Origin of the sequence: Mycobacterium sp. GA-0227b (assembly GCF_001499855.1) — a bacterium.
GTDB lineage: Bacteria > Actinomycetota > Actinomycetes > Mycobacteriales > Mycobacteriaceae > Mycobacterium.
Window position 1 is genome coordinate 242,532 of the sequence record NZ_LQIK01000001.1, and the last position, 13,163, is coordinate 255,694.

Annotated in this window: 11 protein-coding genes; 7 read left to right on the forward strand and 4 right to left on the reverse strand. The window is 67.5% G+C overall.

The window, feature by feature from the left end; genetic code table 11:
- Window positions 1-95: 95 nt before the first annotated feature.
- The 3 genes from AU185_RS01180 to AU185_RS01190 are packed head-to-tail and all read right to left on the reverse strand — an operon-like array spanning window position 96 to window position 4,712.
- Window positions 96-1,715 carry a glycosyltransferase family 87 protein gene (locus AU185_RS01180; protein ID WP_059100768.1) on the reverse strand — a complete coding sequence of 540 codons (1,620 nt, stop codon included), beginning with the start codon at window positions 1,713-1,715 and terminating at the stop codon, window positions 96-98.
- Window positions 1,716-1,753: 38 nt separating this feature from the next.
- Complete coding sequence (locus tag AU185_RS01185) at window positions 1,754-4,285, reverse strand: transglycosylase domain-containing protein (RefSeq protein ID WP_082683678.1); 2,532 nt, start codon at window positions 4,283-4,285, stop codon at window positions 1,754-1,756.
- Window positions 4,278-4,712, reverse strand: a complete 435-nt coding sequence (locus tag AU185_RS01190) for a DUF5318 domain-containing protein (protein ID WP_059100769.1) — start codon at window positions 4,710-4,712, stop codon at window positions 4,278-4,280. Before AU185_RS01190 ends, AU185_RS01185 begins: the two co-directional genes overlap by 8 nt.
- Window positions 4,713-4,840: 128 nt before the next feature.
- On the opposite strand from AU185_RS01190, the gene AU185_RS01195 reads away from it, so the two are divergent.
- From AU185_RS01195 to AU185_RS01215, 5 genes are all read left to right on the forward strand, one after another.
- Window positions 4,841-5,692, forward strand: a complete 852-nt coding sequence (locus AU185_RS01195) for a thioesterase family protein (RefSeq protein ID WP_059100490.1) — start codon at window positions 4,841-4,843, stop codon at window positions 5,690-5,692.
- Between the two features lie 14 nt (window positions 5,693-5,706).
- Window positions 5,707-6,588 carry a DUF1707 SHOCT-like domain-containing protein gene (locus AU185_RS01200; protein WP_156425353.1) on the forward strand — a complete coding sequence of 294 codons (882 nt, stop codon included), beginning with the start codon at window positions 5,707-5,709 and terminating at the stop codon, window positions 6,586-6,588.
- A 122-nt stretch (window positions 6,589-6,710) separates the two neighbouring features.
- Window positions 6,711-7,265: a PadR family transcriptional regulator gene (locus tag AU185_RS01205; protein ID WP_059100771.1), complete on the forward strand. Its 555-nt coding sequence runs from the start codon at window positions 6,711-6,713 to the stop codon at window positions 7,263-7,265.
- Between the two features lie 47 nt (window positions 7,266-7,312).
- Window positions 7,313-8,389, forward strand: coding sequence for an inositol-3-phosphate synthase (locus tag AU185_RS01210; RefSeq protein WP_059100491.1), 1,077 nt, complete (start codon window positions 7,313-7,315; stop codon window positions 8,387-8,389).
- A gap of 85 nt (window positions 8,390-8,474) precedes the next feature.
- The gene (locus tag AU185_RS01215) at window positions 8,475-9,377 is read left to right on the forward strand and encodes an Rv0045c family esterase (RefSeq protein WP_059100492.1); all 903 of its coding nucleotides are present in this window, start codon (window positions 8,475-8,477) and stop codon (window positions 9,375-9,377) included.
- On the opposite strand, the gene AU185_RS01220 is transcribed toward AU185_RS01215, so the two are convergent.
- Complete coding sequence (locus tag AU185_RS01220; protein ID WP_059100493.1) at window positions 9,352-9,981, reverse strand: class I SAM-dependent methyltransferase; 630 nt, start codon at window positions 9,979-9,981, stop codon at window positions 9,352-9,354. The two genes, AU185_RS01215 and AU185_RS01220, sit on opposite strands and share 26 nt — an antisense overlap.
- 174 nt (window positions 9,982-10,155) lie before the next feature.
- Here AU185_RS01220 and AU185_RS01225 point away from each other — a divergent pair, with 174 nt between their 5' ends.
- Window positions 10,156-12,225, forward strand: a complete 2,070-nt coding sequence (locus tag AU185_RS01225; RefSeq protein ID WP_059100494.1) for a PhoX family protein — start codon at window positions 10,156-10,158, stop codon at window positions 12,223-12,225.
- Between the two features lie 100 nt (window positions 12,226-12,325).
- Window positions 12,326-13,126, forward strand: coding sequence for an LLM class F420-dependent oxidoreductase (locus tag AU185_RS01230; RefSeq protein WP_059100495.1), 801 nt, complete (start codon window positions 12,326-12,328; stop codon window positions 13,124-13,126).
- Window positions 13,127-13,163: the final 37 nt, after the last annotated feature.

The following is a 13,163-nucleotide window of genomic DNA, read 5'->3' on the forward strand; positions in this document are numbered from 1 at the left end:
ACGCTTCACCGATTGTGCAACTGGCTGCGCTTCGACGGCGTGTCGCGCAGGTGGTTTCACAATCGAAGCGGCGGCGGTGCCAAACAGCGGGCCGTCTATCTCGAAACTGCAGTCAGATCGCGATCTTCCGCGGATTCGCGATCTGTGCGCAGTCTCGACGCGTCCGGCCGCAGCCAGTCGGGCAACCAGCGCGGTGGCGCGTCCGGCGCCCCGTCGAACACTCCCCCCGCCGGGTCGTCGACAACCCCGCGGGCCCGCACGAGGTCCAGTTCCGGACGATAGATCTGGCGGATCACCAACGCGCACAGCCCAACCACGGCGATGTCGCGCAGCAGCACGGTGATCGTGAACGGCTGCTCGGGCAGGCCCCGGTTCGCCTCCCCGTAGAGGTACAGCATCCGCGGCACCCACACCAACGCGTCGATCGTCATCCACGCCAACAGGATTCGCCGGTGCGGCAGCGCCAGCACCGCCAACGGCACCAACCACAGCGAGAACTGCGGACTCCACACCTTGTTGGTCAACAGGAACGCCGCCACGACCAGGAACGCCACCTGCGCCACGCGCGGCCGCCGCTTGGCGGTCAACGCAATGTAAGCGATTGCGATGCAACACGATACGAACAGGATCGCGGACACTGTGTTCGTCACCGTCGGCGGCTGCCAGAAGCCGAGGTCGGGATCGAAACCGCGCCAGCCGGTGAACGACTTGATGACGTTGTAGATCGAGTCCATGTCGTCGCCCCGACGGGTGTTGAGCCGGAAGAACTCCGACCACCCCCTCGGGAACAACACCATGATCGGCAGGTTGACCACCAGCCAGGCCAGCACTGCGCCCGCGGCGGTCTTGCCGACCTCCCTCAGCTTGCCGGTGCGCACCGCCAACACCGCCAGCGGCGCCAACAGCAGTAGCGGATACAGCTTGGCCGCCACGCCGAGCCCGATCAGCGCGCCAGCCAGCACCGGTTTTCGCCGTGCCCAGGCCAGCAGCGCGCCGGTCGCGAAAGCCGTTGCCAGCGCGTCGAAATTCGTGAAGATCTGAAAGATCACCAACGGTGACGCCGCCACCAACGCGGCGTCCCAGACCCGTCGCGGCCCGGCCAGCCGCGACGTCGCCCACACCGTGATCAGCCACGCCAACGCCAGCCCGAACGCGGCGATGTTGAAGAACATCACCACCTCGGCGATGACCGGCACCGCCCCCAGTTTGGTCAGCGCGGTGTAGGTCTTGGCCAGCGACATCGACAGGTACTGGTAAATCCCCGTCAGCACCGGATATTCCATGTACCGCACCGCGATGTTGCCGTCGTACTGGATTCGCGGCGCTCCGGTGGCGTCCTTCTCCACCCAGCTCGACTTGTACGGAAACTTGCCGAGGTTCAGCAGTTCGGCGGTGTAGAGCGGAACCGTGTCGGAGTAGCACAGCTGGTAATACGCTCGCTGGTTGTCCCAGTTGCCGACCCGCTGATCGGCGGTGCCGGTGCCGGTGGTCTGCAGGCATGCGGCCTTCGTCGAGTACCCGAGCGCCAGGAACACCAGCGCGATGATCAGCATCACCCGCAACGGGGTGAGGAACCGTTGCCTGCCGATCAGCGCGTGCCTGCCGACCGGGCCGCCGATCACCTCGGATAGCGCGGAGCCGATCGCGTCGGTGCGGCTCGGCAGGTCGCGGTCGTCCAGGCTTCTGAGGTCGCGCGCCGGCGTGCCGGGCGACACGGTCGACGGTTCGCCGGTCTCCTCGCCCCCCACCTCGGTCACGGAGGCGGCAGGGGCGCGCCTGGCGCTACGGGTGCTCCGACCGGTCCCGGTGGCGGTACTCCCGGCGGCGCGGGCACGGGCGCGCCGACCGGTCCGGGCGCGGGGGCCGGCGGTGCCGGCGGTCCGACGGGCACCGTCGTCGGCGGGCCCCACGGAATCGTGATGCCCGGCGCGACTTCGATCGTCGGCTGGATGACGGTTTGCGACGGTGGCGTCGGCGTCGTCGGCGGGGCAGCCGTCGTCGAGGGTGGGGCGGGTGCCTGCGGTACCCCCGCGTAGCCGCCGATCTCCTCGGGCTCGGGGAACTCCTCGACGTCGGTGCCCTCCAGTGCGCCGTCCATGGTGGCTTTCCAGATGTCAGAGGGCAGACCGGAACCGTAGATCGGCGCACCCCACTTGTTCTCCAACGGCTTGGTGCCCTCGGTGGTGCCCACCCAGACCGCCGTTGACAGCGATGGGGTGTAGCCGACCATCCATGCGTCGCGGTTGTCGCCGGTGTCGCCGAGCTGGTTGGTGCCCGTCTTGGCCGCCGACGGCCGCCCGCCGGCCAGCGCATGACCGTTGGAGTACGCGGCGATCGGCTGCATCGCGCTGGTGACGTTGTCGGCCACCTTCTTGTCGATGCGCTGCTCGCCCGAATTGTCCTGCTGGGACGCGTCGAACAGCACCTCGCCCTCGGAGTTGACGACCTTCTGCACGAAATGCGGCTTGTGGTACACCCCCGAGGCCGCCAACGTCGCATACGCCGACGCCATGTCGATCACCCGAGACTGGTACTGGCCCAACACGATCCCGTTGTTGGGCGGACCACCTTTGCCGTCCTCGGACAGCGTGTGTTCGACACCGGGGAAGCTCTCGGCGATGCCGGCCTGATGGGCGGCCTCGGCGACGTCCTCGGGCCCGTTCTTGAGCTTCAGCATGAGGCGGTAGTAGCTGGTGTTGAGCGAGCGCTTCAGCGCCTCGGCGATGTTGCAGGTGCCGCAGCCGCCGCCCTCGACGTTGGTGATCTTGATGCCGTTGACTTCCAGCGGCGAACTGTCGATCTGCGTGCCCAGCCCCATGCCCTGTTGCAGCGCGGCGACCAATGCGAACACCTTGAACGCCGAACCCGTCGGCAGGCCGGCCTGGGCGAAGTCGAAGCCGTTGGCGTCCGTGCCGCCGTAGTAGGCCTTCACCCCGCCGGTGCGCGGATCGATCGACACGATCGCGGTGCGCATGTCGGGATCCTGGCCGTCGAGGTACTCCGTCGCCGCGTCTACTGCGGCGGCCTGCGCGTCCGGATCGATCGTCGTGGTGATCTGCAGGCCCTCGGTGTTCAACGTCTGCTCGTTGATGTCGAACAGTTCGAGCAGTTCCTTTTGCACCTGCCGCTCGATCAGGCCGTTGGGCCCGGTGGTCTGGTTCTGCGAGCGGGCCAGGTCGGGCGGCACCGTCGCCGGAAACACCTGCGCGGCGCGTTCCTGCGGAGAGAGCGCACCGATTTCGACCATGCCGTCGAGCACCCAGTTCCACCGCGTGGTGGCGCCTTCGAGGTTGACCGCGGGATCGAGTCCGGACGGCCGCTGGATCAACGCGGCCAGAAGTGCGCCTTCGGCGACGTTGAGCTGTTCGACCGGCTTGTCGAAGTACGCCTTTGACGCGGCGGCGATGCCGTAGGAACCGCGGCCGAAGTAGATGATGTTCAAATACGACTGCAGCACCTGGTCTTTGGACCATTCGCCGGACATCTTCGTTGAGATGACCAACTCCTTGGCCTTGCGGATGAGGCCGCCGATACCCGAGCGCTCGGAACCGACGAGCGCGTTCTTGACGTACTGCTGGGTGATCGTCGACCCGCCCTGCAGGTCTTCCCCGGACAGGTTGTTCTTGATCGCGCGCGCGAAACCGGTGAACGAGAACCCCGGGTTCGAGTAGAAGTTGCGGTCCTCGGCGGCCATCACCGCGTTGCGCACCTGCACCGGGATCTGGTCGATGTTGACGTCGACGCGGTTGCCTTCGGGCGGAACGATTTTCGCCAACTCGCTGCCGTCGCTGGCCAGAATCGTCGACACCTGGTTGGTGCGGATGTCGCCCGGCTCGGGCACGTCGACGATCAGGTAGGCCATCGCGAACGTGACGAGCGGCAGCACGACGAACACGACCGCGCCGGCGAGCAACCCCCGACGCACCCACTTCCAGTTGATCTGCTTGGGCAGGTTGCGCCGCGGACCCGACGGCCCGCTCGGAGGTCCCCCACCGCCGGGTGGCCTGCGCGGCGGGGGCGGCGGCGCCGGCGGTTTGGGTGCCGGTGTGCCGTCCAGCGCGGCCTTGACGACGTCGACCGGGTCGCGCAGGTGTGGCGGTCGCGCCTCGCGGACCGGCGGCAGCACCGCGGTGTGCCGATCGTCGGGCGGCGCCGACCGGCGCGGTCCCTTCGCGGGACCGCCGGGTGGGCGTTGCTGTGGACTGTGTGACGCGCTCACGCCATCAGCCCCGCGTCCGGAACGGACATCGTTGACTGACCGGTCGTGGCGCCCTTCGCTATTCACTGGCCGTGCGCGCACGCTCGCGCGCGGTCCGAGTGCTGCGTGAACCCCGAGAACCTCCGGTTGGCGGGACCGCGCCGAGCACGTACGACTTGACCAGGTGATTCCAGCTGCAGGTGCGGCATACCTCCACCACGTGTACCGAGAACTCGTCGTATCGGGATGCCAGCAAGACCAACTCCTCGGCGGTTCGTGCGGAACCCGACACCGGGCCCAGATGGTCACCGAATACCCACGAAACCAGGGTGAGCTGTTCCTTGCGGCAGATCGGGCAAGTCACCGAACTGGGCTTGCCGTGGAACTTGGCGGCGCGCAGCAGATAGGGATTGGCGTCGCAGACCTCGGAGACGCCGGTGCGCCCCGAATAGACCTCGGCCAGCAGGGACCGTCGCCGAAGCGCGTAGTCCACCACCTGTCGCTGCAATCGCACGAGGACCAGAGTACGTCGGCGATGCGACTGCCGGAGCGTGACGGCGCGGTCCAGGCCATCTCTAAGGTGTTTGATCTGGACATACGGCACCGACATTCGCCGTATGCCGTCAACCTCAGGAGAACTGCATGCTGGACGGGCGCGACTTCGCCCTCGACGGTGCCCCGGCTGGTGACGGCGTCAGCCGCTTCGCCCGTGAGCTTCCCGAGCGCTGGTGCTTCGACGGCCGCGCGTTCGGCGGCTACACCTCGGCGCTCGCGCTGGCCGCGATGTTCGCGCACAGCGGGCGCCCGGCGGCGGCGTCGCTGTCGGTGACCTTCGTCGACGGCGGCGCACCGGGCCCGCTCGAGATCGACGTGCGCAGCATCCGCGGCGGTCGTACGGCCGCGGCCGTCGAAGCGACCGTACGCCAGCGCGGCCGCACGATTCTGATCGCGAACAGCTGGTTCGCCGACGGCTGGCTCGGACCGCCGTCGGTGGATGCGCCCATCCCGTTCGAGCGCTACGGCACCGCGGCATCACCGCTACCGGATCCATCGGCGGGGTCGTCGCTGGACTGGATCGGCGAGGAGTACCCGTCGCTGCGGTTCGCCCAGCGCCGCGGCGTGGACTACCCGGCGAGCCTGGCCCACTTCGCGGATCGTCGGCCGGAGGTGGCGTTGTGGGTCAGCACAGATGGCGGGGCCCCCGGCGATCTCAGCGACCCTCTCGAGCATCCGCAGATCGCCGACGTGCTGCACGCCGACGCCCACCTCTTCGACGCGCCGGGCAAGGTCTGCGGCTTCGTCGACGCGTGGCTGCTGAGCCTGGACCTCAGCGTGGTGTGGCAGCCCGGGGCGCACCTGGTGCCGTCGACCGCGTGGCGGCTGCTGGAGTCGCGCGGTTCGGTCGCCAACGGAGGCGTCTCGGCGTACGGCTCGCTGCGCGGCTCCGACGGGTCGCTGCTGGCCGTGCTGACCTCGCAGGGCCTCATCCGCTGAAGGTCGGCTGATCTTTGCTTCTACGATCATCGACGTGGCAGCGAGCTGGTCTGGCCGACAGACACCGGGAACGCGCGAAAGACAGCGACCGCAACGACACCTGCCAGATCCTCGACAGCGCGCTGAGCGAGGGCCAGCTGTCGATGACCGAGCACGGCGAGCGGGTCAAGGCCGCGACCACCGCGATGACGCTCGGCGAACTACAGGCGCTGGTGGCCGACCTTCAGACCGGGAATGCGCCGGTGCAACTTCCGACGCTGAAGAAGCCGCGGGCGGTATCGATCGGCGGCGGCTGGGGTTTGCGTCTTGCGGTGGCCGGTGTGTTGGTGGTGCTCGGCATCGCGATCGGCTGGGGTCTGTACGGCAACACTCCGTCACCGCTGAACTTCACGTCCGACCCGGGCGCCAAGTCCGACGGCATCGCCCCGGTGGTGCTCACCCCGCCCAAGCAGTTGCACTCGCTCGGCGGGCTGACGGGTCTTCTGGAGCAGATGAAACAGCGTTTCGGCGACACCAACGGCTACCGCCTCGTCGTTTATCCGGACTACGCGTCGCTGACCCGGCCGGACCCGAACGAGGACCGTCGCGAGCTCATCTACAGCTACCGCGGCGGCTGGGACGATCCGACGTCGAGCTCGAAGACCAGCGACGCCGTCGAGGTCGATCTGAGCAAGTTCGACGCCAAGGCCGTCGTCGGCGTCTTGCGGGGCGCCCCCGAGACAGTGGGTATCAAGCCCGAGGACGTCGACAGCACCTACTTGAGCATCGATTCGGCCGACGACCCGACCACACCGGGCGCGCTGTCGATCGACGTCTACGTCTCCAGCGACTTCGGCAGCGGCTATATCGAGTTGGCCGGCGACGGCACGGTCAAGCAGGTCCACTACCCCGGCTGACGCCCGACCGTTCGCGCGAAGGTAACCCGATGTTCGCGCCGAATATATCGGCGCGATACTATGGTGCGAGGTGTCGAACCGCCGTAACGGACGAGCTGCGATTTCTTAAGGGGGTGTCCTCGGTGCTGGAATTGGCCATCCTGGGACTCCTGCTGGAATCGCCGATGCACGGCTACGAACTCCGCAAGAGGCTGACCGGGTTGCTCGGCGCCTTTCGCGCGTTTTCGTACGGCTCGCTGTACCCGGCGCTGCGGCGGATGCAGACCGACGGGCTCATCGTCGAGGATGCGGCGCCGGACGGCACCCCGAAGATGCGCCGGGCGCGGCGCGTCTACCAGCTCACCGACAAGGGCAAGCAGCGCTTCGCCGAGCTGGTGGCCGACACCGGCCCACAGAACTTCTCCGACGACGGTTTCGGCGTCCATCTCGCCTTCTTCAACCGCACCCCGGCCGAGGCCCGGATGCGGATCCTGGAGGGGCGTCGTCGTCAGGTAGAGGAACGCCGTGAGGGTCTGCGTGAAGCCGTCGCGCGGGCTAGCAGCTCAATCGACCGGTACACCCGACAGCTCCATCAGCTCGGGTTGGAGTCCAGCGAGCGCGAAGTGAAATGGCTCAACGAGCTGATAGCGGCGGAACGTCTGAGCCAGGGGCGCTCGGACAACGCAGTGCAGCCCTAGGCAAAACCGAACCAAGTACGACAGGGATTACGAAGGGAAGAGGCGTCATGGCATCAAACGGAGAGGTGCGGGTCGCGATTGTCGGCGTGGGCAACTGCGCGTCGTCGCTCGTACAGGGCGTGCAGTACTACCAGGACGCCGATGAGACGGCCACTGTGCCCGGTCTGATGCACGTGCGTCTCGGCCCGTACCACGTGCGCGACGTCAAGTTCGTCGCCGCGTTCGACGTCGACGCCAAGAAGGTCGGTTTCGACCTGTCCGAGGCGATCTTCGCGTCCGAGAACAACACCATCAAGATCGCCGACGTGCCGCCGACCAACGTGACCGTGCAGCGCGGCCCGACGCTCGACGGCATCGGCAAGTACTACGCCGACACCATCGAGGTCTCCGACTCCGATCCGGTCGACGTGGTCAAGGCGCTCAAGGACGCCGAGGTCGACGTGCTGGTGTCCTACCTGCCGGTCGGCAGCGAGGAGGCCGACAAGTTCTACGCCCAGTGCGCGATCGACGCCGGCGTGGCGTTCGTCAACGCGCTTCCGGTCTTCATCGCATCAGATCCCGTGTGGGCCAAGAAGTTCGCCGACGCCGGGGTGCCGATCGTCGGCGACGACATCAAGAGCCAGATCGGCGCGACGATCACCCACCGCGTGATGGCCAAGCTGTTCGAGGACCGCGGCGTGCAGCTCGACCGCACGATGCAGCTCAACGTCGGCGGCAACATGGACTTCCTCAACATGCTCGAGCGCTCGCGGCTGGAGTCGAAGAAGATCTCCAAGACCCAGGCCGTCACGTCCAACCTGCAGCGCGAGTTCAACACCAAGGACGTGCACATCGGCCCGTCCGATCACGTCGGCTGGCTCGACGACCGCAAGTGGGCCTACGTGCGGCTGGAGGGGCGCGCGTTCGGTGACGTGCCGCTGAACCTGGAGTACAAGCTCGAAGTGTGGGATTCGCCGAACTCGGCCGGCGTGATCATCGACGCGGTGCGCGCGGCGAAGATCGCCAAGGACCGCGGCATCGGCGGCCCTGTCGAGGCGGCGTCGGCCTACCTGATGAAGAGCCCGCCCAAGCAGCTGCCCGACGATGTGGCTCGCGCGCAGCTCGAGACGTTCATCGAGGGCTGACCCTCTCTCCCCCTGCGACTTGTGGAGTCTTACCGGCGGTGAGCGCCGCTGGGGCTCCACAAATCGCGTTTTGTAGGGTCATTTCGTGACCGAGATCTCGCCTGACGACGAGCTGGCTGCGCTCGACGAGTTCATCTTCCTCGACGAGAACGCGCGCCAAGCCGGGGTCGATGCGGTGCCGCCGGTGAAACGCGTCGACGTCGGGCCGATCAGCGCGCTGAAGTTCGGCGACAATTCCCCGCGGGTGGTGTTCCTGCATGGCGGCGGTCAGAACGCGCACACCTGGGACACGGTGATCGTCGGCCTCAGCGAGCCGGCGCTGGCCATCGACCTGCCGGGCCACGGCCGCTCGGCGTGGCGGGAGGACGGCGACTACGGCCCCAAGCGCAATGCGGCGGCGATCGAACCCGTGGTCCGCGAACTGGCGGCCGACGCCGATCTGGTGGTCGGGATGTCGCTCGGCGGCCTGACCGCGTTGCGGCTCGCAGTGACGGCGCCCGACCTGGTGCGTCGGCTGGTGCTCGTCGACGTGACGCCGTCGGCGCCGGAGCGGCACACCGAGATGACCGAGGCGCAGAAGGGCACCGTCGCGCTGGTGCAGGGCGACCGCGTCTTCCCGTCGTTCGATGCGATGTTGGAGAAGACCGTCGCCGCGGCGCCGCACCGGGACCGGGAGTCGTTGCGGCGTGGGGTTTTCCACAACGCGAAGCGGCTCGAGGACGGCACCTGGACCTGGCGCTACGACTCCATCCGCAAGGGCGACGGTTTCGAGGGCTTGTGGGAGGACGTGCCGCGGCTCGCGGTGACGACGACGTTGGTGCGCGGCGCGAACTCGTTCTTCGTCAACGATGACGACGCCGCAGAGTTCGCCCGGAACGCACCGGGCTTCAAGGACGTCCAGATCGTCGAGGACTCCGGGCACTCGGTGCAGAGCGACCAACCGGGCAAGCTGATCGAGATCCTCAGTGGTGTACTCGCCGAGCCCTGACCACCGCTGACCGGAGGGTGATTTCCGCTCCTCCGTGGTCGGCCGTGCGACGCGGCACGGCGTCGTCAACCGTCAGGAGCTCCCACCCCTCGTCGAGCACCGACACCACGTCGGCGCTTGTGAAGAACACCGCGTCCGGCATTGTGCCGCCGGAGATGTCGGCATTCGAGGGGTGATGTCCGACGACCAGCAGCGTGCCACCCGGCCGCACTGCGGCGGCGAGCCGTCGAAACAACGAGTCGCGCTGGGCGATTCCGTGCAGATAATGCGTCGTCACCAAGTCGAACGCGCCTGGCGGCGGGGCCCAGATGCTGAGGTCCGCCTGTCGCCACTCGATCCGCGCCGCGACGTCAGGTCCCATCTGTTCGGCACGGTCGCGGGCGCACTGTAGCGCACTGTCCACGAAATCGACTGCGGTGACGGCCCATCCGTTCTGCGCGAGCCAGATGGCGTCAGCGCCCAGACCGCAGCCGGCATCAAGCGCACGTCCGGCGGGAAGTCCCACCACAGCATCCGTCAGCGTTCGGTTCGGGGTCGACATGCCTGCCGTGTGCGCCACCGTCTCCCACCGCTGCTCCCAGAACGTTCTGTCGAGTTCGGTCATGCTTCCCAGCGTGCCCACTGTGCGCCGAGTTAGCAAATGTTCTTGCTGTTAAGGCAAACGCCCAGTTAGTCTCCTGTTCATCTTCTGCTTGCCGACTGCTGGTCGGGCTGTCGTAGGTTTCCGCGCGTCCGGCCGCTCAGCCCTCGGCCGACTCGACGGAAGGACCCTGCCGATATGGCGCTCGTGCCGCTGAACCTGTTCGTCGCTCATGACGGGAAGTCGAAGCGCCAGCATGTGACATGCCGCTACAAGTGCGGCGACGCCTGCTCCAAGCCGGTCCCCAACACCAGCGGCAACGAGTACTTCGGCGACGTCGTCAAGGCGGTGTCGCGGCGGTCGATGCTGCGGGCCGGCGGCATCGCGGTGCTGGCCGTCGGCACTGCCAGTGCGCTGGCCTCGTGCGGCCGCGACGACCAACCCGCGCCAGCGCCGACATCGCCGGCCCCACCGGCCGACCCGCCCGCGGGCATGCGGTTCGCCTCGGTCGCTCCCAACAGTGAAGACGCTGTCGTCATCCCCGATGGTTACCGCCAGGCGGTCGTCATCAGCTGGGGCGACCCGGTGCTGCCGGGCGCACCCCCATTCGACGTCAACAACCAGAGCGGTGCCGCTCAACGCGGGCAGTTCGGCTTCAACAACGACTTCGCGGGCCTGCTGCCGATCCCGGGACAGCCGAACCGCTTCCTGCTGGTCACCAACTTCGAGTACGTCACTCCGCAGTTCATGTTCCCGGGCTACGACGCGGACAAGCCCACCCGCGAGCAGTTCGAGGTGGAGATCGCCGCAGTTGGCATGGGCGTCGTCGAGGTCGAAAGCACGCCGAACGGCCTGACACCGGTATCGGGCCGCTACAACCGGCGCATCACCGCCGACACCCCGTTCACGTTGACCGGTCCCGCGGCAGGCAGTGAATTCGTAAAGACGGAGGCCGACCCCGACGGCCGTACCGTCGCGGGCACCTTCGCCAACTGCGCCGGCGGCGTCACCCCATGGGGCACCGTGTTGTCCGGCGAGGAGAACTTCGACTCCTATTTCGGCGGCGCAACCTCGGCGCCTGGGCCCGGACCCGTCGACGCCGACCGCCGGGATCGCTACGGCATCACCGCCGAACCCTCCGAGCTACTGTGGGAGACATTCGACCCGCGCTTCGACCTGGCCCGAAATCCCCACGAGGTCAACAGGTTCGGCTACGTGGTCGAACTCAACCCGTGGGACCCGAACTCGACGCCGGTCAAGCACTCGGCGCTGGGCCGGCTCAAACACGAGGGCGCCAGCATCTACGTCACCGACGACGGCACCGTGGTCGCCTACACCGGCGATGACGAACGCTTCGACTACATGTACAAGTTCGTGTCGGACAAGAAGATTCGGCCCGGTCGCGACGCCGCCGCGATGGCACACAACATGACGATCCTCGACGAGGGCACGCTCTATGTCGCCAAGCTCTCCAGCGATATCCCGGCCAACGAGATCGACGGCTCCGGCAAGCCGCCGTCCACCGGCGCGTTCACGGGCACCGGCACGTGGGTCCCGCTGCTGCATTCGGGACCGGATGATCGAGCCGAGTCGCTCGTCGACGGCGTCTCGGCGCAGGAGGCCGCCGTCTTCACGCGGATCGCCGCTGACAAGGCCGGCGCCACCAAGATGGACCGCCCCGAGGACTTCGAAGCCAACCCCAAGACCGGCAAGGTCTACGTCGCGCTGACCAACAACGACGAGCGCGGCGCGGCGGGCGAAGCACCCGCGGATGCGGCCAACCCGCGCAACGACAACAAGAACGGCCAGATCCTCGAGATCACCGACAACCACGCCGGCACCGACTTCACCTGGGAACTGCTGCTGGTGTGCGGCGATCCCGCGGCCGCCGACACCTACTTCGCCGGGTTCGACAAGACCAGGGTCAGCCCGATCTCGTGCCCGGACAATCTGGCGTTCGACAGCCACGGCAACCTGTGGATCTCCACCGACGGCAACGCGCTGAACTCCAACGACGGGTTGTTCGCCGTCGCGTTGGACGGGCCGAACCGCGGCGAGACCCGGCAGTTCCTCACCGTTCCGCTCGGTGCGGAGACGTGCGGTCCCGTCGTCACCGACGACGTTGTCACCATATGCGTCCAACATCCTGGCGAGCACGACGACAACAGCATCGATGCCCCACTGTCGCGGTGGCCGGAGGGCGGTAACGGCACGGCGCGGCCCTCTGTCGTCGCGGTGTGGAAGGCCGACGGGAACATCGGCGTCTAGTCCCACTGGCGTCGAAACCGACGAAATGGCTGTTTCGCGGCCGGTTTCGCAGCCATTTCGTCGGTTTCGCGGGTTGTTGGGGGTAAGTACGCTCGCTTGGGTGAGCTTCCCCATTCGCATCGGCGTGCAACTGCAGCCGCAACACTCCCCGAAGTACAGCCACATCCGCGACGCGGTCCGACGTTGTGAGGACATCGGCGTCGACGTCGCGTTCAACTGGGACCACTTCTTCCCGCTCTACGGCGATCCCGACGGCGCGCACTACGAATGCTGGACGATGCTGGGCGCCTGGGCCGAGCAGACGTCGCGCATCGAGATCGGCGCGCTGGTGACATGCAACTCGTACCGCAATCCGGAACTGCTCGCCGACATGGCGCGCACGGTCGACCACATCAGCGACGGTCGGCTGATCCTCGGGATCGGCTCGGGCTGGAAGCAGAAGGACTACGACGAGTACGGCTACGAGTTCGGCACCGCGGGCAGCAGGCTCGACGACCTCGCCGCGGCGATGCCGCGCATCACGTCGCGGCTGGCCAAGCTGAATCCACAGCCCACCCGCGACATTCCGGTCCTGATCGGCGGCGGCGGGGAGAAGAAGACCCTGCGGCTGGTCGCCGAGTACGGCGACATCTGGCACAGCTTCTCCGACAGCGCCGAGTATCCGCGCAAGGCCGAGATCCTCGCCGGCCACTGCGCGGACGTCGGTCGTGACCCCGCGGCGATCGAGCGGTCGGCCGGTGTGTCGGGAAAGAGCGTCGACGCGTTGCTCACCGAAGCCGGGGCGCTGGCCGACCTCGGCGTCACGATGTTGACGGTCGGCGTCAACGGACCCGACTACGAGTTGTCCGACGCCGAGGCGCTCTGCCGGTGGCGCGACCGTCGTCAAAACGAAGGCGGCTGAAGCGGCGTAACGGCCAACGGCAAGCCGGGCAGCGTGA